Consider the following 24169-nt stretch of genomic DNA (forward strand, 5'->3'; position numbering starts at 1 on the left):
GCTTTTTTTGTAGTTACTTTTTTGGCGTAATTAAGTTTATTCTACAGTGACACTCTTGGCCAAATTACGAGGTTTATCCACATCGGTGCCGCGTACAAGCGCTGTGTGGTAGGCCAATAATTGTAATGGCACCACATGCAAAAGGGCGGAGAGGCGACCGTAATGCTCTGGCATACGAATGACATGCATACCATCTGCGGGTTTGATCTCGGTATCGCTATCGGCAAACACATAAAGCTCACCGCCACGGGCGCGCACTTCCTGCATATTGGATTTTAATTTCTCGAGGAGACTATCGTTAGGGGCGACCACCACCACAGGCATTTGATCAGTTACAAGGGCAAGCGGACCGTGCTTGAGTTCACCGGCTGGGTAAGCTTCGGCGTGGATATAACTGATTTCTTTGAGTTTGAGGGCACCTTCGAGAGCGATCGGGTAATGCGTGCCGCGCCCCAAGAATAAGGCGTTTTCTTTGTTGGCAAATTGATCTGCCCAATCGATAATTTGTGGTTCAAGGGCCAAGACTGAGCTAATGGCAGAAGGTAGATGTCGTAGCGTGTGTAAATATTCGCTTTGTTCTTCCTCGCTTAAGCGGTGGTTTTGTTTGGCTAAAGTCAGGGCCAATAGGAACAAACCGACCAATTGCGTGGTGAAAGCCTTGGTAGAAGCGACCCCAATTTCTACGCCCGCACGCGTAATAAAGTTTAGTTCGGTCTCGCGCACCATGGCACTGGTTTGTACATTACAAATCGTCAAGGAATGCTTCATGCCCATGCTTTTGGCGTGTTTAAGCGCAGAAAGCGTATCGGCAGTCTCGCCAGATTGGGAAATTGTGACAATTAGCGTTTTGGGATTAGGGATGCTGCTGCGATAGCGATATTCGCTGGCAATTTCGACATTCACAGGTACTCCTGCCACGGCTTCAATCCAATAGCGAGCAACCATGCCTGCATAATAACTAGTACCGCAAGCCAAGATCAAAATATTATCGATATCATCAAATACGGCCGCGGCATTTTTACCAAACAATTCAGGCGTGATGTTTTCAATGTCTTGTAAGGTATCACCCACAGCGCGGGGTTGTTCGAAGATTTCTTTTTGCATGTAATGGCGATAAGGGCCTAGATCGGCGGCCGCGGTATGCGCTTGAATCGTGTGTACCTCGCGCTCAATCGCATTGCCTTGCGTGTCGGTAATCCACACATCATCCAATTGTAAGTCCACAATATCACCATCTTCAAGATAGATAATTTGATCCGTGGTGCCTGCAATCGCCATTGAATCAGAGGCTAGAAAGTTCTCACCCTGACCGCGGCCAACAATCAATGGTGAACCTTGACGTGCACCGACCACACGATGCGGTTCATCACGACAAATCACCGCGATAGCAAAGGCGCCTTCGAGACGTTGAACGGCCTGCGTCACGGTGGCTAAGAGATCGCCGTTATATAAATGGTTGATCAAGTGGGCAATGACCTCGGTATCTGTTTGGCTCTCAAAATGAAAGCCTTGTTGCTTGAGTTCCTCACGTAATTCGTCGTGGTTTTCGATGATGCCATTGTGTACCAAGCCAATGAGTGGTTCTTCTGGGGTTGAAAAATGTGGGTGCGCATTGTGCGTAGCAGGAGCACCGTGCGTGGCCCAACGAGTATGGGCAATGCCAGTAAACCCTTGTAGACCCGTTTGTGCGACCTGCGCTTCTAGATCAGCGACGCGGCTGGTACTGCGAGTTCTTTGTAGTTCGCCATCTTTGTAGACGGCCAAACCGCAAGAATCATAACCACGGTATTCTAGGCGCTTGAGGCCTTCTAAGAGGATAGGGGTAACATCGCGTTGCGCCACGGCGCCTACAATTCCGCACATAAATTAACTCCAAAAATTAAATTGGCTAATTGAATAATTAAGAAACAAACGATATTGTGCTGTATTTTTAATGAAATTAATTACCAAAAAACTAAATAAATTTAATAGATATTGCATTCATATATGGATATGAAATATTATTAAGCTATAAATATTTTATATTTTAATTATTTCATTTTTATTAAGTTTAGTTACAGGCTGCGGGATTTAGTCACTCTCTACCTTGGGGGGCGCGCCTTGTGTTTAGCGTTGTGTTTAGTTATTACTATGAATTATTCGGCCATTAAGCAAGCCAGCAACCGTGAGTCGGCTTCTGTAGACTCGGTTGAGCTTGATGAACTAGATTTACGGATCCTTAAGCAATTACAAAGTGATAGCGCCCAGAGTAATCAGGCGCTTGCGGAGCGGGTGTTTGCTTCGCCGCCAACCTGTTTGCGGCGCGTGCGACGCTTATATGATATGGGGGTCATCGAAAAGCAAGTCGCTCTGCTTAATCCCGCTTTATTGGGGCATCATCTCACGGCGATTGTCGAAGTCTCGCTCAAAAATCAAGATGCCGAGGCCTTCAGCGCTTTCGAGGCCTTAGTGCAAAAGGAGACTGCCGTCTTGCAATGCTATCGCGTCTCGGGTGGCGCAGATTTTGTGATGGTATTACAGGTGCAGGATATGGCGACTTATCATGCATTGGTCGGACGGTTTTTGACATCCAAAAACAATGTGCGCAATATTCGCACCTTTTTTAGCATGCATCGCAGTAAATTCGAAACCAAGGTCTTGCCTGAGTAATCCTATATACGCGTTATCAGTTAGCCTAAAAAAAGACCGTTGGCATTGCGCAACGGTCTTTTGTAGGGTGATAGAGCCTCAGGTATACAACTTAAGCTTGATGTTTTTTGAGCCACTCCGCCGCTTCAATCGCAAAGTAAGTCAAAATACCATCCGCACCAGCACGTTTAAAGCCAATCAAGGACTCCATCATAATTTTTTCGTTATCAAGCCAGCCATTTTGGGCGGCGGCTTTGAGCATGGCATATTCACCACTCACTTGATACACATAGGTTGGCATACCGAAATGGTCCTTGACCTCGCGCAGTACATCTAAATAAGGCATGCCCGGTTTGACCATCACGCTATCGGCACCCTCTTGAATGTCATAGGCCACTTCACGTAAGGCCTCATTCCGATTAGCGGGGTCTAATTGGTAGGTCATTTTGTTGGCTTTACCGAGATTGGACGCAGAGCCGACGGCTTCTCGGAAAGGACCATAGAAGGCGCTGGCAAATTTAGCAGAGTACGCCATAATGCGGGTATAGATCAGGTCTTTTTGTTCGAGCGCTTGACGGATTTTGCTGATACGGCCATCCATCATATCGCTAGGTGCGATCCAATCGGCTCCTGCTTCGGCTTGGGCCAGGCTTTGTTTAACAAGAACCTCGATGGTAGGGTCATTCAAAATATACCCGTCTTCATCGAGCACCCCATCTTGACCATGGGAAGTAAAAGGATCTAAGGCCACATCACATAGCACGCCCAGTTCTGGGAATTCTTTTTTGAGGCTACGCACGACGGTTGGAATTAAGCCCTCGGGATTGGTGGCTTCTGCGCCATTAGGGGTTTTTTTGGCGGGATCAATATGCGGGAATAGGGATAAAACGGGAATACCCAATTTGACGCATTGTTCAGCGACCTTTAGTAGGGTATCCGGTGAATAGCGGAATTGACCAGGCAAGGCACTGATGGTTTCTTTTACATTTTGGCCTTCGCGCACAAACACCGGATAAATTAAGTCATCCGTTGTCAGTGTATGCTCACGCGATAAACGACGCGAGAATTCGTTACGGCGGTTACGACGAGGTCTAGCATTGGGAAATTCTGACAAGATAACGGATTTCATAGAGATTCCTTGAGATGATGACTAAGAAATAAAGCACTTGCGCTGAACCACACGGGTTTATTTGGCTGACACAGCCATAGAGGCAACGGCGGCCAGGAGCAAGTCTTATCTATGTGTGTATTGTAACGCATCCGATCAGGTGCGCTTTTGAGAGATTCGAAATCTGCGGTCAGGCCACTATGGGACGCAGTCTCTTAGGGCACAGCCTGCGGTGAAATCCATTGCACAATCCGCTCATCGGCTTCTTCCAGACCCATGCGATGAGTCGAAGAAAAAGCAATGGTATGCACATTACCGATGGCTTTAAGCGTTTGGTTAATACTAGCCACGGCTTTTTGGCGCTGGCCGTAAGGCAATTTATCGGCTTTGGTGAGTAGAATGAGTAGGGGCTTGCCGGTAGGAGCAATCCAATCGACCAAGCGCATATCTTGTTGAGTCAAGCCGCGGCGAATATCTAACAATAGGACAATACCGGCAAGACTACTGCGTTTTTTGAGGTAAGCGCCTAGCACCACTGACCATTCCTCTTGGGCATCACGGGCGACCGAAGCAAAACCATAGCCAGGCAGATCCACTAAATAACCCAACATAGCATCGGGCTCGAGGCTATCGGGAATGCCAAACATATTGATTAAGCGCGTGCGGCCAGGGGTCTTACTGGAAAACGCGAGGCGTTTTTGGTTGGCTAAGACATTAATCGCCGACGATTTGCCAGCATTCGAGCGGCCCACAAAGCACACCTCTGGTGGTCCAGGGGGAGGGAGTTGTTGTAATTTGGCGGCAGATGTTACAAACTTAGCGTGGTGTAAAATAGACACAGGTTGATAAAAAATAAAGAAATAATAGAAGAATAACGTTATTGTATGACTTTAAAAGCACCAGAATACCGCTATTTTCCAAACTACATGTAAAAATTGCAAAATTTTGTTGCAAAGCGCCCTTTTTAGCTGTGGCGGCTTTGTGTGCTGCCTGCGCAGAGAGTGAGCGGTGTGATAGCACTAGGTTTACCCTGCCAGTACAGCATTTAAAAAGGGTATTCATGGCGTCGCTTAGTGCTTATTTATTTAGTGCTTATTTAATTAGTCGCGGTTCATAATAAGAACCATAAGGGTATTCATGAAAATTTTAAAGAAATTGACAGTGTCAGCCTGTATGAGCTTGGTCGCCCTAACCGTGTCTGGTGCCCTACATGCTCAAGAAGTCAATAAACCCGACGCGCAACGTGGCGAGCAATTATACACGAGCGGTGATGCTGCCAAAGGCATTATTGCCTGTGTCGCCTGTCATGGCCCCGGGGGTCAAAGTGTCGTCGAGATCTACCCACATTTAGCGGGTCAGCATTATAATTATATTGTTGCGCAACTCAAAAACTTCAAACTCGATGACAAGGGCCAAGCCAAACGCATGACTGCAGACGGCCAACCAACGGCGATGTCACCGAATGTAATGTCCTTAGAGCCCCAAGATATGGCAGATATTGCGGCCTATATCGATGGTCTTAAACTAGAAAATCCAGAAGCCGCTAAATTTATGGGTGACGCCAAAAAAGTGAATATGGGTCGTTTGATTTGGCGTGCTGGTATTCCGGATCGTGGTGTGCCCGCCTGTGCGTCCTGCCATGGTGCCAGTGGTCAAGGTATGCCCGCCTTGTACCCTCGTTTATCTGGTCAGCGCCCTAATTATCTAGAAGAACAAATGATTCTCTTTGCCGATGGCTATCGCAGCAATGGCGGCCCCGAAAATCAAATGGGCACGATTGCTAGTCGTCTCACCCGCGAACAGATCAAAGCGGTGGCCGATTATGCGGCAGGGTTACGCTAATCACATTTGATCGAGCCGCAGATGAGCGCTTACTTACGTTGATATAAGTGGCCACGATCTAATCGCTTGCCGTTTGCCGTTTGCTGTTTGATCGTGGAACTTAATGATAATTTTTAGGTCTAAAGGGTGCATTTTTGTATGTGCCCTTTATTGTTATGTCGCATTCCCCTCAATCTTCTCCGCCTCCTATGCCGTTTTTCAAAAACTTTTTTGAATTACTGGCCTCCATGCGTTTTGCTGTTAGCTTATTGGTCGTGGTAAGTATCGCGAGTATTGTTGGCACGATTGTTGAACAAAGCCGCCCAGAGATTCACTACATCGATCAGTTTGGTACGTTTTGGTACAGTATTTTTGGCAAATTTAATATTGCGCAAATTTACAATACATGGTGGTTTTTGCTCATTATGGGCTTTTTGGTGCTCTCGACCACCTTGTGTGTGATTCGACATGCGCCGCGTATGATGCGCGATATGCTCAGTTATCGCGATTACATCAAACAAAGTAGTTTGCGAGCCTTTCCGCATCGCTTTGAGGTCAAGAGTCGTTATAGTGCTGAGCAAACAGTGGTTTTGGGTCAACAATGGTTCAAGCGCCATGGCTACAAATGGCGCCAAAAGGAGTCCGATGTAGCTTTTTTATTGGCCGCCAAGAAGGGCAGCAGTAATCGCTTAGGCTATATTTTTGCGCATTGTGCTATTGTTCTGATCTGCATTGGTGGTTTGCTAGATAGTGAGTTACTCAATCGCGTGCAGATTTGGTTTACCAATAAACCCGCCATTCCTAGCAATGCCCTATATCTCTCGGAAGTCGATCCGCGGACCTGGTTTGAAGACTCTAATCCTAGCTTTAGAGGTAATTTAGTGGTCTCTGAGGGCAATAGCAGTGCCTACTCCACGATTAGCTTGAGTGACCAACAATACCTTCAAAAACTGCCGTTTTCAGTCAAACTGAATAAGTTTGTGATTGAATACTACCAAGAAAATGGCATGCCTAAGCGTTTTGCTAGCGAGGTCACTATTACTGATCTCAAAAACGGTCATCAGAGTAATGAAGTAATTGAGGTGAATCACCCATTTACTTTGCATGGGGTAACGTTGTATCAATCCAGCTTTAGTGATGGCGGTTCCGAATTACAACTTCGCGCCATTCCCCTAAAAGGCAAAGACACTAAGGGCTTTGATTTAGACACCAAGGTTGGAGCGCAGCAAGTCGTAGCGCTCGATGAGGATGGTCACAACGTCAACTATGTGTTGACCATGACTGATTTTGCGCCGATTAATGTCGAAAATCTGAGTAATCCGAGCGATCCGAGTGAGCCCCACAAAAGTCTACAGGATCAAGTATTGCAAGTCACCGGTAGCGCGGCTAACCACAAAAAAGAAAATTTGCACAATGTAGGGCCGACGTTCACGTATACCTTGACCGATGATACGAACCAAAAGATCGAGTTCAAAAACTATATGTTGCCGCTGGATTTACAAGGCTCACGGGTCTTTTTGATGGGGGTTAAACGCCCTCAGGATGCAGGATACACCTATGTGCGGATACCGGCGGATGCTGACAATAGCATGCAGGAATTTTTACAATTACGTGCCGCCTTGGCGGACCCGCAGCAGCGCGAGCATGTCAGTCGGCAGTTTGCGGCCCAAAATGCCAATGCGCAGATCAATGAGGCCACGATTTATAAACTCATGAAACAAACCTTAGACTTATTTGCAGAAGGTGGTTTTGCGGGGATGGAACGCTTTGTCAAGGGCGCGGACATGGCTCAAGCCGAGAGATTGCCAGAGAGTTTGCGTGAACCCATGCGTAATTTGATGCGCGATTATGTGTATTATGGCTTAGTGGCTTTGCGCCAACAGGTGCGCCAAGACTTGCACGTAGCGCCCATCGATTATGCGGATAACAGCGTCCAGCAAGCACAAAGCAAGTGGCTGCAAAATGCGGCTTTGGCCATTTCTGATATTAGCTTGTATCCAGCTCCCTTGAGTTTTGAACTCAAAAATTTCAAACATATCCAGGCCAGTGTGCTCCAGACTACACGCTCACCGGGTAAATTTTTGGTCTATTTGGGCGCTATCTTTTTGGCCTTGGGCGTTTTTTCTATGCTCTATATTCGTGATCGTCGGATTTGGTTCTGGGTCAATAAACATCCAGATGGTGCTTCAGACAGTAGCACTATCAAAGCCGCGATGACTTCACGCAAACGCAATTTAGATTTTGACCGTGAATTTGATCAATTTGTGCAAGACTTTAAAAAGTTACAGTAACGCATTGTTATAAGGATCTCTAAGATGTCTGCTGAAACCTTTCCTGACAAAAAACTGCCGAGTGCGTGGCAGAGTTTAGGCAACAGCACAGGTGATGAGCGCAGTCACCGCGGTTTGCCAGCGCTTAGCGATGGGGTATTTTTGCTCATACTCTTGGCAGGCGCTGTCTATGCTTTACGCACCTATCCCGATGCCATGGACATTTACGAAAAATGTATCTTGATCGGCGCTGCCTTTGCGGCCGCCTGGTTAGGCTGGTTATGGCGCCCTTTACGGCGCCTAATCTTGGTCACAGGCGTCTTAGCACTATTGGCCATTTATTTGTATGACGGGGATATTAGCCGTGCAGAAAGTAATTTTTTCCTGAAGTATTTACTGTCTTCACAAACGGCTATTTTGTGGATGTGTGCTTTGTTCTTTATGGCCACCTTGATGTATTGGTTGGGCATGATCAATCCACGCTTAGCCTGGATGGGGTCGGCGTTTACTTGGCTGGGGGTGTATGCGGGCGTCTTGGGCTTATTAGTGCGTTGGCGCGAAGGCCATATGATTGCGGCCGATATTGGCCATATCCCCGTCAGCAATCTCTATGAAGTTTTTGTACTGTTCTGTTTAGTGACCGCTTTGTTCTATTTGTACTATGAGCGTCGCTACAACACGCGGGCCTTGGGAGGCTTTGTCATGTTAGTGGTGACCTCAGCGGTGATTTTCTTGCTGTGGTATACCTTTGCCCGTGACGCAGCCACCATTGGTCCCCTCAATAATGCGCTGCGCAGCTGGTGGATGAAGCTTCACGTGCCGGCTAACTTTATTGGTTATGGTACCTTTGCATTGTCGGCCATGATTGGTTTTGCTTACCTCATTAAATTGCATGGCAATACGAGCTCTTGGAAGCCCATGCTACCGCTCATTGTGGTGGGGGGCGCCTTGGTGGCAGAACCCTTTATGTTTAGTGCCAAAGATCAATACGAGGTTTGGTTTATTTATTTTGGTTTGAGTTTATTAGTAGTGGCTGGGATTTTGATTTTCCGTAAACCCATCGCTGAGCGTCTACCTAGTTTTGAAGTTCTAGACGATATTATGTATCGTGCCATCTCGATTGGTTTTGCCTTCTTTACGGTAGCCACGATTCTGGGAGCGTTTTGGGCCGCCGACGCCTGGGGTACATACTGGCAATGGGACCCCAAAGAAACTTGGGCCTTTGTGGTTTGGCTCAATTATGCGGCCTGGTTACACTTGCGCCTCATGAAGGGAATGCGTGGCACGGTGGCCGCCTATTGGGCTCTGATAGGCTTAGTCGTCACGACCTTTGCTTTCTTGGGAGTGAATATCTTCTTATCGGGCTTACACTCTTACGGTGAGTTATAAGCTTTCTAAAAAGAGTTGCCAGCAGAAGCTGTGCAACTCTTTTTTTGATTAGATAGCGACTTTGAGGTCGCGACCTGCAAAGTGCGAACAGACCGTGGAAAGTCGCTCGGCAAGATTGATATCGTCTTCGCGGGTGTCTAGCCATTGGCCGTTATCAGCCTGCTTGTAATGATGGGCTCCAAGGGGTGAAGCGACCCAAATTTCTCGAAAAGGGGCTTGACTATTAATCACCATTTCATTTTTTTGATTAAAAACCAGCGTCAGGACGGAACCACTACGGTTGGTATCGATATCAATATCTAAATCTTCAAACCAAGACTCAGCCTGGTCTTCGATTTTGTTTAAAATATCGTCAGTAAGTGCTAAAAACTCAGTTTCAGTCATTTCTGTCATTATAATTTGCCTCAAAAATCTTAATTATTTGTACTTTATATTATAAGTATAAGGGAGTTTTGTTTGAAAGTTACCAACACCCATGTTCTCAGGTCGACCACAGCTTGGCGCGCCATGGCTGTCTTATTGAGCCTGACGTTTTTAGTGAGCGCTTGTGGCTACAAGGCTCTGCCATACTATCCAACGGAGCAACAGCGCCAAAAACTCCAAGAAAAAGAAGCCCGTATCCAAAAACGAAAAGAAGCGGCGGCACAAGCCCGTAAGGAACTACGCCAGCGCGAGCATCTCAGCCCAGAGCGCATTCAAGAACTCGAAGAAATTAAGGATGCAACCCCATGGTAGCTACGCAAGCCGACGGCCCGAATCCAGTGGCCGCTCCTTTTTTTAGGTATCAAGCACAGCGATTGTATGTTGAAGACGTATCCCTGCAGTCTATCGCCGAAAGCTATGGTACGCCAGTCTATGTTTACTCTAAGGCGTCCCTAGCACACGCCTGGCAGCGTTATCAAGACGCTATGCAAAGTCATAATGTCATGGTTTGCTATGGTATGAAAGCCAATTCCAATTTAGCCGTTTTACAGTTATTTGCGCAATGGGGTAGTGGCTTTGATATTGTGTCTGGCGGTGAATTGCAACGCGCCCTACAAGCCGGGGCAGATGCCCGCAAAATTATATTTTCTGGGGTCGGTAAACAAGCTTGGGAAATAGAGGCTGCGCTCAAAGCCGGCATTAAATGCTTTAATGTGGAGTCTATTCCGGAGCTGGAGTTTATCAATGCCGTCGCCCAAAAAATGGCCCTGCAAGCCCCCATTTCTTTGCGCATTAATCCCGATGTCGATGCTCAAACCCACCCGTATATCTCGACCGGCCTTAAAGGCAATAAATTTGGCATTGCTATGGATCAAGCTCTGGCAGCTTATGAGCAAGCGCAGCGGCTGGAGCATTTGCAAATCATAGGGGTCGATTGCCATATTGGTTCACAAATTACAGAGATTGCACCCTATTTAGATGCACTGGCGCATCTTATCGAGCTCGTACAGCAATTGCGTGCGCGTGGTATTGCGTTGCAACACCTGGATTTGGGGGGTGGCCTGGGCATTCGCTATCGTGACGAGCAAGCACCCGCACCGAAGGCGCTGGCCGATCAAGTGTTTGCCAAACTGCAGGCAGCGGACCTAGGTCATTTACAAGTGGTTTTTGAACCTGGTCGCTCACTTGTGGGGAATGCGGGGGTCTTGCTGACACAAGTCTTATTTCTCAAACACACAGCGGATGGCAATTTTGCCATCGTTGATGCGGCCATGAATGATTTGCTGCGTCCTACGCTGTACCAAGCCTATCACGGCATTTTGCCTGTAACCCAGAGCACAGCAACTGCACGCCCTTATGATGTGGTGGGCCCTGTGTGTGAGAGTGGTGATTGGTTTGCGAAAAAACGGCCACTGGCTTTGCAGGATCATGATTTATTAGCCATCGAATCCTGTGGTGCTTATGGTTTTGTCATGTCGAGTCAATATAACTCTCGGCCGCGCCCCCCAGAGGTATTGGTTGACGGCGCACACTGTCATTTGATTCGACGTCGCGAGACGCTTGAGGATATTTGTGCCGCTGAGCAAGGGCTTAATGTTTAGTCCAGCTAGTGTTTAGACTCACTTAAGTCACTCGAAACCTCACCATAAGGACAAAAAGCTAAGGGCGGTTCAGACCGCCCTTAGCTTTATGTAGCGGTGTTGTTTAGATTTCAAAAATGCGTTTGTATTCACGAATCGCATAACGATCGGTCATACCCGCAATATAATCGGCAATCGCTCGAGCTTGTATGGCCTGGTCTTTGAAGACCCACTCAGGCGGTAGCAGTGCTGGTTTATCTAAGAAAGCACGATAAAGCTCATGAATAATATGCTTGGCTTTATTGGACATGCGATAGACGTTGTAATGCCGATAGAGATTGTGCATCAAAAAATGCTTGAGTTCATCTTCTTGTTGGCGAATATGATCTGAGAACGCCACTAGTGTTTTCGCATGCGGCACATCCAGATGGGTTTGTACGCCAGCGGTTTGGATATTCTGCAAGGTATTCGTGGTGACATCTACAATGAGGGTATTGATCATGCGCCGAATGGTCTCGTAAATCAGGCGCTTGCCCTTGAGTGCTGGGTAAGTCTCTAGCACATGTTCATAATGCTCAGCGAAAATCGGTATCTCGCTAATTTGCTGTAGGGTAATGAGGCCTGAACGCAAGCCATCATCAATATCGTGATTGTTATAAGCAATCTCATCGGCTAAATTGGCGATTTGCGCTTCTAGACTAGGGCGTTGATTATGCAAAAATCGCTCACCCACGGCCCCCAATTGCTCGGCACAGCTTCGTGAACAGTGCTTTAAAATGCCGCTACGTGTCTCAAAACTTAAATTGAGCCCATTAAATTCAGCGTACCGCTCCTCTAGATGATCCACGATTCTGAGGCTTTGTAGATTATGTTCAAAGCCGCCAATTTCTGGCGCTAACTCCCTGATCACATGGTTCAGTGCATCTTGACCAGCATGGCCAAAGGGCGTGTGTCCCAAATCATGAGCTAAGCAAATGGCCTCAGTGAGGTCTTCGTTAATATGCAGGTTGCGCGCAATGGCCCGGCCGATCTGGGCAACCTCAAGACTGTGCGTCAAACGAGTTCTGAATAAATCACCCTCGTGATTCACAAACACCTGAGTTTTGTACTCCAGCAAGCGAAAGGCATTGCAATGAATAATGCGATCTTTGTCGCGCTGAAAAGGATTACGATTAGGATCACTCACCTCCGCATGCATGCGTCCCAAACTGTTTTTGGGGTGACTGGCATAGGGGGCTAATTCACACAGTGCAGGATGAGTAGAAAATGTCATAAGGCTATCTCTAAAAAACAGACTCGCTAAGCGCTAAGCGGTGCAGACAGTACGGTTGAGGACGTCCAGCAGAGCCTCTTTGGGGACTTCAGTAATTTTGGCCTGACCAATGGCCTCTAATAAAATAAATTTAAGTTTCTGGTTGAGTGTTTTTTTGTCATGCATCATTAGTGCCAACCAACGCTCATTGCCTAGATTAGGGGCTAGGGTAGGACAACCAATAGCCGCGACTAAATCGCGAATTTCTTCGACATTGTTGCGACTCAGACCAAATACCAAATGCGAGAGTTCAGCCGCTTGTACCATACCACAGCCGACAGCCTCGCCATGCAGCCAGGCCCCATAGCCCAGGCCAGTTTCGATGGCATGACCAAAGGTGTGACCAAAATTTAAAAACGCCCGCATGCCGGCTTCTTTTTCGTCTTTAGAGACCACATCGGCTTTGATCTCGCAGGAGCGTTTAACGGCGTAAATAATGGCCTCGCGATCGAGTTGCCGCAATAACTGCACATTGCGAATACACCATCGGAAAAAGCCCGCATCCAAAATCATGCCGTATTTAATGACTTCGGCCAAACCCGCGGCGATTTCCCGATCGGGCAAACTCTTGAGGACCGCTGTATCGATGTGTACCGCAATCGGTTGATAAAACGCCCCGATCATATTTTTGCCAAGAGGGTGATTGACGGCGGTTTTGCCGCCGACAGAGGAGTCCACTTGTGCCAATAAGGTGGTGGGCACTTGAATAAAACGAATGCCACGCATATAGGTCGCTGCTGCAAAACCACTCAGATCACCGACGACACCGCCACCCAAAGCCACTAACACAGCATGTCGATCCAACTGCTTTTCGAGCATGAATTGATAGACCGTCTCGAGTGTGGCGAGGCTTTTGTATTGTTCACCGTCGGGAATTTGCAAGCTATAGAGAGGCTTTTGGATAGCTTGAAGGGCTTGTTCTACCGTGGCGCCATATAAATCATAGACGGTCGGGTTACTTATCAAAATTATCGCGCTAGTATTGCTGGGTACCAGCTGGGCGAGGTTCGGCAAATTACCTTGTTCGATATGAATGGGATATTGACCACTTGGCGTATGCACACGTACTAAACTCATACTGTTTCCTGGGCTAATTGTTGTTTAATTTGTTCGACCACATGATGGGCTGAGTGCGTTTTTGATTCTATGGTGTAGTGCGCGGCCGATTCATAGAGGTGGCTGCGTTGATCCATGAGTTTTTTCAGGGCTTTACGAGGTTGGGCGGTTTGTAGTAGAGGGCGATTTTTGTCGCGACTGACGCGACGCCAAAGTTCGCTAATATCGACTTTTAAATAAATAACGATGCCATGCTGATCTAACAATTGGCGATTGGGTTGCGCTAAAATAGCACCACCGCCAGTCGCCAGTACAAGATTAGGTTGTTGTATCACGGCTTGCAGGGTACTGTGTTCGCGTTTGCGAAAACCTTCTTCACCTTCTATATCAAAAATGGTTGGAATGTTTACGCCACAACGCTCTACAATCGCATGGTCTAGGTCTATAAACTCACGCGCTAGGGCTTTTGCCAAAAATCGCCCAACCGTGGTTTTGCCTGCTCCCATCATCCCGATCAAAATAATCGGCTTCTCCGAGGGTAAGGTACTTATATCTGTCATTTGCCTAAAAATTTGTTTTAATACTAGTTAGCAAAAATATTATCTTATTATATGGCTTTACGCTGATCAAAGATCAGGCAGCATTAAGATAGGCTATTAAATTTCTTTATTGATACGCAAATCGAATGAGCGAAACTAAAAAAGCTTCCACAAATTCTCCCGTGTCCTGGTTGGGACGATTTCTCCTAAAGACCATTTTCTTCTGTGTAGGTATTGGCATTTGTGGCCTCATCTGCTTAGTGTTGGCTGTCAGTTTGGTATGGCCTAATCTGCCCGATCTCAAGGTCATGACCGATTATCGGCCGCGGGTGCCGCTACGCATTTATTCCGCCGATAACCTGCTATTGTCCGAGTACGGCGAAGAGCGGCGCAATGTTTTGCGTATTGATGAGTTTCCGGATGTCCTCAAAAAAGCCATGATTGCTGCCGAAGATGATCGCTTCTATCAGCATGGTGGGGTAGATTGGAGCGGTGTTGGTCGCGCCGTGTTAGCCAACTTAGTGTCTGGTGCCAAAGCCCAAGGTGCTAGTACGATTACCATGCAAGTGGCGCGTAACTTCTACTTGAGTTCCGAAAAATCCTTTGTCCGTAAGTTCTACGAACTCTTATTGACTTATAAAATCGAGCAAAATCTCACCAAAGATCAAATTCTCGAATTGTATTTGAATCAGATTTATTTGGGCCACCATTCCTATGGTTTCTCAACCGCTGCGCGGACTTATTTTGGTAAGCCGCTGTCAGATATTGACTTAGCCGAAGCGGCGATCTTGGCGGGTATTCCTAAATCGCCTTCGATTAATAACCCACGATCCAATCTGAAACGCGCTAAACGTCGCCAAGAATACGTCTTGGGACGCATGTTGAGCTTGGGTTTCATTAATCAAGCGCAACACGATCAAGCCCTAAACGAAGAAATCAAGGTGCGTAAACGTGCGGATCCAATGGATCAAGACGAAGAAAAACAATATGCCACGCACGGTCAATACGTTTCTGAGTTAGCGCGTCAATTGATGTATAACGTCTACAAAGACAATGTTTATGCGCGTGGCCTCAATGTCTATACCACTGTCAACTCCAAAGACCAACGTTATGCTTATAACGCTGTGCGCGAGGGCGTGCTGGCCTATACGCGGCGTAAGGTCTATCCAGGGCCCGCAGGGCATGTGGATTTACCTGCAGGGGTAGAGCAAGATCCAGATCAAATCGCAGAGATTCTCGATAAAGCCCACAATGAATTTCCTGATAGTGACAGCATTATTGGTGCCGTGGTTCTTTCAGCCTCAGCCAATAAAGTGGTCGTTATGCGCGATCCAGAGCAAGTCTACGAGATTAGCGGTGATGGTCTGAATGTTGCGCGCCGGGCGCTCAATCCCAAAGCGCCTGCCTCACGTCAAATTAAGCGTGGTTCGGTCGTGTACTTAGAGCGCTTTAAAGCCAAAGAAGCTAATCAATGGCGCATTGTCAATCTACCTACGGTCGAAGGCGCATTTGTGGCCATGCACAGTCAAGATGGGGCGATCCAATCTATGATTGGGGGCTTTGATTTCAAACGTGGAGACTTCAATCGAGTCACACAAGCTTGGCGCCAACCCGGCTCCACCTTTAAGCCATTTGTCTATGCCGCGGCGCTAGAGCGGGGCTTGACGCCAGAAACCAATGTCTCGGATCAGCCTTTTGTCTTAAGCGCCAAACAAACCGGCGGCAAACCTTGGACACCGAAGAACTATGGTGGGCGTTTTACCGCCTCACAAACCTTGCGTCGTGGTTTGTATCAATCGCGTAATATGATTTCGATTCGGGTCTTGCAAGCGGCTGGCGCTGATTTCGCCCAAGACTTTGTGGCCCGTTTTGGTTTTGACAAAAAGAATCAACCCTCCAAACGAGCTTATTTAACCATGGCGCTCGGTGCAGGTAATGTCACAATGTTGCAGATGGCGACAGGTTATGCCGCTTTTGCAAATGGCGGCTACTTGGTGGATCCTTATATTATTGATCATGTCACCGACAATAACGGTAAGGTCTTAATGCAAGCGCATCCAGCCAAAGCCGGTGACGAAAAAAATCGCATTATCGATCCACGTACGGCCTACCTCATGAATGAATTATTGCATGGGGTAGCCACCTCAGGGACCGCCGCACGTATTACGGGTACGCTGAAACGCTCTGATTTACACGGTAAAACCGGCACTACCAATCAATCCTTTGATGCGTGGTTTGCAGGTTATACGCCTTCTTTAGTGGGTATCTCTTGGATGGGCTTTGATCATCCGGCCTCACTCGGTGATCGTGAGACAGGCGGTGGAGTGGCGATGCCGATTTGGATTTCTTATATGCAAAAAGCCCTGAAGGGTGTACCTGTCGCCAAGGTGCCTGCTATGCCTAAAGGCTTGAGCAAAGTCGATGGTAATTATTATTATGACGAGTTCCCTAAGGGCAAAGCTATTATGAATGTTGGCGTCAAACCGTCTGAACCTAGCTTTACGGTGCCAACCGCCCCAAGTTATCAACCGCAAAATGATCCAGTCAATAAAGCCATTGATAACTTCAATCCATTGGGTGGCCCACCTATCCGCTTCTAAACTAAAAAAACCACCTTGTTTAAGGTGGTTTTTTTGTGGCTAGGTAGTCTTTTTATCTTCTTAGGGCGTCTTAGAGCTTCTAGACATGTGCAGACGCTCTATCTTGTCGGTAATGAAGCACGGTTAGCAAGGCGGGGTGCACAGTGCTCGCTTAATTCAACGATGATGACGCTGTAGGTGTTTGTTGAGGTAGTGACCCGTGTGGCTATTAGGCGTTGCCGCGATCTGCTCTGGACTACCGGTAGCAATAATTTGCCCACCGCCACTACCGCCTTCAGGTCCCATATCGATAATCCAGTCAGCGTTTTGAATTAAATCCAGATTATGTTCGATGACCACTACAGAATTGCCTTTGTCCACTAACTGATTGAGCACTTGTAACAAAAGATCAATATCAGCAAAGTGCAATCCAGTGGTGGGTTCGTCCAACACATACAGGGTATTGCCTGTGCTGCGTTTGGATAATTCTTGCGACAACTTAATGCGCTGGGCTTCACCCCCCGAAAGGGTGGTGGCGCTTTGACCTAAACGAATATAGCCTAGTCCCACATCCATCAAGGTTTGTAGTTTTTTCTCTATTGCGGGCACGGCATCGAAATACGGCAGAGCTTCTTCGACAGTGAGCTCCAAGACTTCACTGATGTTTAGTCCTCGATAGCGAATCTCTAAGGTCTCGCGGTTATAGCGTTTGCCATGACAGACGTCGCAAGGGACATAGACATCGGGTAAGAAATGCATTTCCACTTTGATGACACCGTCACCTTGGCAGTGCTCACAGCGCCCACCTTTGACATTAAAAGAAAAACGTCGCGAATCGTAGCCGCGAGCGCGGGCTTCGGCCGTGCTAGCAAAAAGCTCACGAATAGGCGTAAACATGCCTGTATAGGTGGCAGGATTGCTACGCGGTGTGCGACCAATAGGGCTTTGATCAACGTTGATAATTTTATCCAGAGCCTCTAAGCCTTGAATTTGTTTAAAAGGGGCGGGGGTGAGCTTAGCGCGATTGAGTTCGCGAGCGAGAAGGGCCGCCAAAGTATCATTAATTAAGGTCGATTTACCAGATCCTGAAACGCCCGTGACACAGACTAAACGTTGTAGCGGCAGTGAGAGATCGACATGTTTGAGATTGTGACCGCTACAGCCACTTAACTGGAGCCAGGGTACGGCATCGGCGTCAACAGGACGATGTTGCTTTTGCAGGATTTGCAAGTCGCCTTTTAGATAGGCACCCGTTAAGGACTGGCTGTTTTGCATAACTTCTGTGGGTGAACCCTGTGCAATGATTTGACCACCATGCTCACCAGCACCTGGCCCCATGTCCACCACATAATTGGCGGCTTTGATCATATCCTCATCATGTTCTACCACAATGACACTATTACCAATATCGCGTAATTGGCACAAGGTTTGAATCAGGCGATCGTTATCGCGTTGATGAAGCCCGATAGAAGGCTCATCCAACACATACATGACGCCGCTTAGTCCCGAACCAATCTGACCTGCCAGTCGGATGCGTTGTGCTTCACCTCCCGAGATGGTATTGGTGCGTCGATCTAATGATAAATACTTGAGACCGACGTTGTTTAAAAAAGCGAGACGACTCATAATTTCGCGAAGAATCGGCATGGCAATGGTTTGCTTTGCCGCACTTAACTCAAGGTTTTCAAACCAGTCTAAGGCTTCATTTAAAGGCAGCGCCTCAACCTCATAGATTGCCAAGCCCTGGCCTCCATCCTGGCGCGGTGCTTGACCAATAAACACATGGCGCGCGGCCTCACGCAAGCGGGCGCCGTGGCACTCAGGGCACTCAATAGTGGTACGATAGCGACTGAGTTCTTCTTTGACGGCTTGATTATCGGTATCCTGCCAACGCCGTTCGTAATTCGGAATAATGCCTTCAAAGGTATGACGCTTAAGTGTGCTTGAGCCTTTGTTATTGAGGTATAAAAAATCGATTTCTTCAGTGCCTGAACCGTACAAAATAATGTCTTGAATGGTTTTGGGAAGGCGTTCAAACGGCGCCTCTATGTCAAAGTCATAATGCACCGCTAAGCTATTGAGCAGCTTTAAGCTAAAGAGATTGCGCCGATCCCAACCTTTGATTGCACCATCGACCAAGCTCAGCTCAGGAAAGGCTACGACTTTTTGGGGATCAAATACCTCGACTTCGCCCATCCCACCACAGCATTCACAAGCGCCCATGGGATTATTAAAACTAAAGAGCCGTGGCTCCATATTGGGAATGTGATAATCACAATGCGCACAGGCGGGTAGGGTCGAAAAGCTTAAGAGCTTGTCATGATCGAGATCGAGGACTTTGACGCGACCATGGCCGATTTGTACCGCTGTCTCGAGGCTATCGGCCAGACGTTGTTGATTATCAGCACGGACTTTTAAGCGGTCGACAACGACTTCTAAATGTTCACAATCAGTATCTGAGAAGACCCTATGCATCGCTTGATCCAGCTCTATGACTTCTTGATTGAGACGAATGCGAATAAACCCTTGGGCTTGTAAATCATCGATGACGCTTGGTAGTGCTGCGGGCGTTTCTAAGGGGATAGGAGCCAGTAGCATTAATTTGCTTTGCTCGGGCATGGCCATCACGGCATCGACAATCTGTGAAATACTAAAGGCCTGGAGTGGTTCATGATGAATCGGGCAATAAGGCGTACCCGCTCGTGCATAGAGTAAACGGAGGTAATCATGGATCTCGGTGGTGGTACCGACAGTCGAGCGTGGGTTGCGACCCGCCGTTTTTTGTTCGATGGCGATGGCCGGAGAAAGGCCTTCGATCAGGTCGACATCGGGTTTGTCCATGAGTTGCAAAAACTGCCGTGCATAGGTCGACAGACTCTCCACATAGCGACGCTGCCCTTCGGCGTAAAGGGTGTCAAATGCCAGTGAGGATTTGCCGGAACCCGATTTGCCTGTGATGACCACTAATTGTTGCCGTGGTAAATCCAAAGTGATGTTTTTGAGATTATGCGTACGGGCATTTTGGATATGAATAATATCTTTGCGAGGCGGCTTAACAGAACTCGATTGCATAAAAGGTGACTCTTTTAGAAATAGGTCGATGATCTTAGGATGAGGTTTGCTCCGTGTAAGCTAAACGCCTACGCTGTTTGTAACGCTCTATGGATATTTGCCACATTTAGATCTTTGGTATCAGGTGTAAGCTCATAGGTGTCATAGGGCCCTTCTGTGAGACCGCTTAAGGTGAACTTGGCATAGGGGTAAAAACAATACAATTCGTCGACTCGGTGACTTACTTTAGCGTGTTGGAAGCGAACCCATGTGCTACGGTTATACGGTCAGTCCTCAAAGCGACTCGCCTCAAGCTGGACGTAGCGAGTTCAACTGTGAAGCCTTTAACCTTAAACCCTTAACCTCTTATACCCCAAATCTTCTAGTCATAAAGCCCCTAAAGCCCCTAAAGCTCATCCCAGAACCTTAATAGTAGAATCTTAAGAGACTATGCACCTAAGACGGCAAGCGAGCGCCTACCACCGCCCTAGCACCAGATCCACACGTCTCAGGTGTGGCTTGGCAAAAGACTCGGCCGCTAAGAAAAATTGCCGACATAGTATAATAAATAACAACCAATCTATAACTATAACTTACTTGGCGTCTGAATCCAATTTATACAAAGGCACGTCATCTAAAGTCGTTTTTACTGTTTGATTATGGCTACTCATGTTCACCAAGATTCACAATCTGCTTCTCGCTCTTCCCGAAAACCGCGCCTCAAACTGACGACACAGGAACGTCAGGCAGGGTTAAGTCTGGCATTTCTTTTTGCCGTGCGTATGTTGGGGTTGTTTTTATTGACCCCTGTGTTTGCAGAAGCGGCTCATATCTTAAGAGGTGGGCAAGATCCTTTCCTGATTGGACTGGCTATTGGCGCCTATGGTTTAACCCAAGCCATTATGCAAATCCCTATGGGCATGGCCTCAGATCGCTTTGGTCGCAAAGCCATTGTGGTGATTGGCATGTTGTTATTTATTGTGGGTGGGGTTATTTGTGCCTTGAGTGCCAGTGTTCATTGGGTCATTGTGGGTCGAGCCATTCAGGGTTTTGGTGCGGTCTCGGCCGCTATTACCGCTTGGATTGCCGATAGCACCCGTCCAGAAGTGCGTTCTCGAGTCATGGCCATGGCGGGGGTCTCAATTGGTATCTCCTTTGCGGCTTCGCTGGTTTTATCACCACTGATTGTGCGTTGGGCAGGCCTAACAGGACTGTTTTGGGCCATTAGTGGGATTGGTGTCATTTGCTTATTAATCGCCGCCTTTCGTGTGCCAAGCCAAGCTATACAGGGGCGAGCCATGGGCAATACTAAAGCCGCAGAGGTGCTAAAAAATACTAATTTGCTTCGCCTCAATATGGGGGTGTTCAGTTTGCATTTTGGCATGATGGCTATGTTTGTGGTGCTGCCTAGTATCATCACGCACTTGAGTCATTTAGGTACGGGTGATTTATGGAAAATCTATTTACCCGTCATGCTACTGGCCTTTATCTTGATGGTGCCGGTTATCTTTTTCATAGAAACGCGCTACTTGCATCGTCAAGGCTTATTAGGCAGCGTTGCTTTACTCATCGTGGTATTGGCGCTGATGCCTTTCTTTAGTCAGCACTTAAGCGCTCTTATCGTCTGTTTAGTCTTGTATTTTGTGGCCTTTAACGTCTTAGAGGCTTTGCAACCGTCTATGGTGTCCCGTGCCTGCCCACCTGAACACAAAGGGCTGGCCTTAGGCTTTTTTAATATGGCGCAAGCCTTAGGGGTGGCCGCAGGCGGTGCCATGGGCGGCCTGATGGCGGCTCGCTTTGAGGTGCATTACGTGTTTGGCTTAGCCGCTGTCGTAGCGTTGCTATGGTTTATTATCGCTTTCAATATCAAAAATGTAGTGAATTCCTAAGGTCTGCCTCTAATTCTGCCTGGACAAAAACGCCCGCTCTGTAGTTTGCTTACGTCATTTTTTTGCATAATAACAGCGTGGCAATCGCAAAGCGCTATATGGGTGATCGAGACCCATTTGCTTGTTAAACTATTTACAATAGCAATCATTACAGATTAATTTTTAGGATATAAATTATGGCCTCAGTCAATAAAGTCATTTTAGTGGGCAACCTAGGTCGTGACCCAGAGATGCGTTACACCCCAGATGGTGCTGCCGTATGCACGTTAAGTATCGCTACTAGTTTCAATTGGAAGGATCGTAACAGTGGTGAAAACCGCGAAAATACCGAGTGGCATCGCGTCGTTATGTTCCGCCGCCTTGCCGAAATTGCAGGCCAATACCTCAAAAAAGGTCGACCTGTCTATATTGAGGGTCGTCTACAAACGCGCAAATGGCAAGACCGTGATGGCGCGGATCGTTGGACCACAGAAATCGTTGCCGAACAAATGCAAATGCTAGGTGGTAGTCGCGATAGTAGCGCGGATTTTTCGGCGCCAAACTATGACGATTATTCATCTGGTTCATCATACAATGATGGCGGTTTTGACAATACGTCTAATCGTAATAATCAGCGTAGTAACAACAGAACCGGTGTACCCGATGTAACCAGCGCCGATATGCCAGAAGATGATGTACCTTTCTAAATAAAAACGCTCATATCAAGTCACTCTAAATAGCTTTACTATAAGAAGAATACTTACACAAAAAAGGAGATGTCATGGCAACAGCAGCAAGCAGCAATCAAGCCGTAGTGCAAGCCAATCTAGAGCATGTGTTTCATGGTTGGGTGGTACAAGATCAATTTAAACCGCTGGCTTTTAAGACGGGACATGGCTGTTATCTAGAGGACTTCGAGGGCAAACAATACCTCGATATCTCTAGCCAACTGGTCAATACCAATATGGGTTATCAACACCCTGAGGTCCTACAAAAAATCATCAAACAAGCTGAGCAGTTAATCACGATTTCCCCATCTTATGCTGATCAGGCCCGTGCTGAAGCTGCACAAGCAGTGTTACGACATGCCCCACAAGGCTTTAACAAAGTATTCTTCACTAATGCCGGAGCCGATGCGATCGAAAATGCTATTCGCATGTGTCGCCTCTACACAGGTCGCCATAAGGTACTATCTTCGTATTATTCCTATCACGGCAATACGGGCGCGGCCATTCAAGCGACGGGAGATAACCGCCGTTTTCCAAACGAATATGCCTTGCACCATGTGCACTTTTTTAGCACGTATACCTATCGCTCAGCCTTTGGCGCCACCAGCGACGAGCAGGAGTGCGAGAGTGCCCTCAGGTATCTGCGTCGTGTGATTGAATCCGAGGGGCCACAAACGATTGCCTGCATTTTGCTCGAAAGTATGCCGGGTTCTTATGGCGTCATTCGACCACCACAAGACTATATGAAGGGTGTCAAAGCGCTATGCGACGAATTTGACATCATGTTTATTATGGACGAGGTCATGGTAGGCTTTGGGCGTACCGGCAAATGGCTTACCCTTGAGCATTTTGATGTGACGCCCGATTTAATTACCTTTGCTAAAGGCGTCAACGGTGGATATGTGCCTGGCGGTGGCGTCATTATGTCCGAGAAGTTCACGCAATATTTCGCAGACAAATTCTATCCGGGTGGGCTAACTTACTCTGGTCACCCTTTGGCCATGGCGGCGATTACGGCAAACATAGAAGCCATGGAAAAGCACCAAGTTGTCGAAAATGCCGCCCAGTTGGGCACAGAGGTGCTCGCTCCTAGCCTCCAAGCGTTGGCGGCAAAGCATGATATTATCGGTGAAGTTCGTGGACTTGGCCTATTTTGGGCGATTGAGTTTGTGGCCGACAAACAAAGCAAACAAAAACTGCCTGCAGAACGCATGAACAAAATCAAGGACTATTGTTACCAACAAGGGGTCTTGCCTTTAGTAGCAGAGAATCGTATTCATGTAGCGCCACCATTGATTATTTCTCGCGAAGAATTACAAAAGGCCCTTAAAGTGCTCGACGCGGCCATTGCGCAAGCCTAGGCGCTCATTAGACGAGTTGTAGAGCACTGTCATTCATTCACCCAAGTACGCAATGCGTGCTTGGGTTTTTATTTATCTAGGTTAAGCGAGTCTCTGTAATGCCAGACTGCCTATTAAGTGAAGGGGGCGTTGGCAATAAATACCGCAGACAACAAGGGCTATTCCTATAAAAAGCACTAGTAAATATTTATAATAAAGTTAAATGTATTCGGTTTTATGGAGGTCAGCACATGTGGACGATTGCCATTATTGTTTGCGCTGTATTTGTAATTTTCTTGATTGTTTTTTCTTTTATCTTACGCAAACTCATTCAAGTGGGTAATCGAGTCAGTGAGGGTGATCACATGGATCTTAAGCCAAATACAGACGAAAATAGCCAGGCAGCGGCCAATACCACTCATTCCTCATCGCAATCTTAGTTTATTATGATTATCTTCAGAAAATTCACCATAAGCG

19 protein-coding genes are annotated in these 24169 nt (G+C 47.3%); 11 read left to right on the plus strand and 8 right to left on the minus strand.

Translation table 11 applies throughout. From position 1 onward, the window contains the following. Positions 1-36: 36 nt before the first annotated feature. Positions 37-1863, minus strand: coding sequence for a glutamine--fructose-6-phosphate transaminase (isomerizing) (gene glmS, locus Q335_RS0103890; RefSeq protein WP_028357516.1), 1827 nt, complete (start codon positions 1861-1863; stop codon positions 37-39). 267 nt (positions 1864-2130) lie between these two features. Here glmS and Q335_RS0103895 point away from each other — a divergent pair, with 267 nt between their 5' ends. Beyond that, entirely contained in the window at positions 2131-2649 is a 519-nt protein-coding gene (locus tag Q335_RS0103895) for an Lrp/AsnC family transcriptional regulator (RefSeq protein ID WP_051532284.1), read from the plus strand. A 91-nt stretch (positions 2650-2740) separates the two neighbouring features. On the opposite strand, the gene hemB is transcribed toward Q335_RS0103895, so the two are convergent. Continuing rightward, positions 2741-3757: a porphobilinogen synthase gene (hemB, locus tag Q335_RS0103900; RefSeq protein WP_038369360.1), complete on the minus strand. Its 1017-nt coding sequence runs from the start codon at positions 3755-3757 to the stop codon at positions 2741-2743. Between the two features lie 194 nt (positions 3758-3951). Further along, positions 3952-4575, minus strand: coding sequence for a ribosome biogenesis GTP-binding protein YihA/YsxC (gene yihA, locus Q335_RS0103905; RefSeq protein WP_028357519.1), 624 nt, complete (start codon positions 4573-4575; stop codon positions 3952-3954). A 298-nt stretch (positions 4576-4873) separates the two neighbouring features. On the opposite strand from yihA, the gene Q335_RS0103910 reads away from it, so the two are divergent. The 3 genes from Q335_RS0103910 (at position 4874) to ccsB (ending at position 9216) form a co-directional block, all read left to right on the plus strand. Then, positions 4874-5578: a c-type cytochrome gene (locus Q335_RS0103910; protein ID WP_028357520.1), complete on the plus strand. Its 705-nt coding sequence runs from the start codon at positions 4874-4876 to the stop codon at positions 5576-5578. A 155-nt stretch (positions 5579-5733) separates the two neighbouring features. Beyond that, a complete protein-coding gene (locus tag Q335_RS0103915) occupies positions 5734-7848 on the plus strand; it encodes a cytochrome c biogenesis protein ResB (RefSeq protein ID WP_051532359.1) in 2115 nt (704 codons plus the stop codon). A gap of 24 nt (positions 7849-7872) precedes the next feature. Then, entirely contained in the window at positions 7873-9216 is a 1344-nt protein-coding gene (ccsB, locus tag Q335_RS0103920; RefSeq protein WP_028357522.1) for a c-type cytochrome biogenesis protein CcsB, read from the plus strand. Between the two features lie 48 nt (positions 9217-9264). Here the strand turns inward: ccsB and cyaY are convergent, their stop codons facing one another. Continuing rightward, positions 9265-9609, minus strand: a complete 345-nt coding sequence (gene cyaY, locus Q335_RS0103925) for an iron donor protein CyaY (RefSeq protein ID WP_425393509.1) — start codon at positions 9607-9609, stop codon at positions 9265-9267. Between the two features lie 63 nt (positions 9610-9672). Between cyaY and Q335_RS09150 the strand changes: the two genes are divergently transcribed. Both Q335_RS09150 and lysA read left to right on the plus strand, forming a co-directional pair. Continuing rightward, entirely contained in the window at positions 9673-9951 is a 279-nt protein-coding gene (locus Q335_RS09150) for a hypothetical protein (RefSeq protein WP_156929884.1), read from the plus strand. Next, a complete protein-coding gene (lysA, locus tag Q335_RS0103935) occupies positions 9945-11240 on the plus strand; it encodes a diaminopimelate decarboxylase (protein WP_028357524.1) in 1296 nt (431 codons plus the stop codon). The genes Q335_RS09150 and lysA overlap by 7 nt, the downstream gene beginning before the upstream one ends. Before the next feature lie 103 nt (positions 11241-11343). Here the strand turns inward: lysA and Q335_RS0103940 are convergent, their stop codons facing one another. Genes Q335_RS0103940 through Q335_RS0103950 form a run of 3 tightly spaced genes read right to left on the minus strand, consistent with a single transcriptional unit; the run spans position 11344 to position 14147 of the window. Further along, entirely contained in the window at positions 11344-12492 is a 1149-nt protein-coding gene (locus Q335_RS0103940) for a deoxyguanosinetriphosphate triphosphohydrolase (RefSeq protein WP_156929885.1), read from the minus strand. Positions 12493-12525: 33 nt separating this feature from the next. Then, a complete protein-coding gene (gene aroB / locus Q335_RS0103945) occupies positions 12526-13608 on the minus strand; it encodes a 3-dehydroquinate synthase (RefSeq protein WP_028357526.1) in 1083 nt (360 codons plus the stop codon). Further along, on the minus strand, positions 13605-14147 hold the full coding sequence (locus Q335_RS0103950) for a shikimate kinase (RefSeq protein ID WP_028357527.1): 543 nt from the start codon (positions 14145-14147) through the stop codon (positions 13605-13607). Before Q335_RS0103950 ends, aroB begins: the two co-directional genes overlap by 4 nt. Before the next feature lie 125 nt (positions 14148-14272). On the opposite strand from Q335_RS0103950, the gene Q335_RS09155 reads away from it, so the two are divergent. Then, positions 14273-16726, plus strand: a complete 2454-nt coding sequence (locus Q335_RS09155) for a penicillin-binding protein 1A (RefSeq protein ID WP_038369363.1) — start codon at positions 14273-14275, stop codon at positions 16724-16726. A gap of 156 nt (positions 16727-16882) precedes the next feature. Here Q335_RS09155 and uvrA read toward each other — a convergent pair whose 3' ends face one another. Beyond that, positions 16883-19777 carry an excinuclease ABC subunit UvrA gene (gene uvrA, locus Q335_RS0103960; RefSeq protein WP_038369365.1) on the minus strand — a complete coding sequence of 965 codons (2895 nt, stop codon included), beginning with the start codon at positions 19775-19777 and terminating at the stop codon, positions 16883-16885. A 638-nt stretch (positions 19778-20415) separates the two neighbouring features. Here uvrA and Q335_RS0103965 point away from each other — a divergent pair. The 4 genes from Q335_RS0103965 (at position 20416) to Q335_RS0103980 (ending at position 24132) form a co-directional block, all read left to right on the plus strand. After that, on the plus strand, positions 20416-21645 hold the full coding sequence (locus Q335_RS0103965) for an MFS transporter (RefSeq protein ID WP_028357529.1): 1230 nt from the start codon (positions 20416-20418) through the stop codon (positions 21643-21645). A gap of 176 nt (positions 21646-21821) precedes the next feature. Next, positions 21822-22331, plus strand: a complete 510-nt coding sequence (gene ssb / locus Q335_RS0103970) for a single-stranded DNA-binding protein (protein WP_028357530.1) — start codon at positions 21822-21824, stop codon at positions 22329-22331. A gap of 74 nt (positions 22332-22405) precedes the next feature. After that, positions 22406-23713: an aminotransferase class III-fold pyridoxal phosphate-dependent enzyme gene (locus tag Q335_RS0103975; protein WP_028357531.1), complete on the plus strand. Its 1308-nt coding sequence runs from the start codon at positions 22406-22408 to the stop codon at positions 23711-23713. Positions 23714-23943: 230 nt separating this feature from the next. Then, positions 23944-24132 carry a hypothetical protein gene (locus Q335_RS0103980; RefSeq protein ID WP_028357532.1) on the plus strand — a complete coding sequence of 63 codons (189 nt, stop codon included), beginning with the start codon at positions 23944-23946 and terminating at the stop codon, positions 24130-24132. The last annotated feature ends 37 nt before the right edge of the window (positions 24133-24169 follow it).

The sequence above is a fragment of the Brackiella oedipodis DSM 13743 genome (assembly GCF_000621025.1).
Taxonomy (GTDB): Bacteria; Pseudomonadota; Gammaproteobacteria; order Burkholderiales; family Burkholderiaceae_B; genus Oligella; species Oligella oedipodis.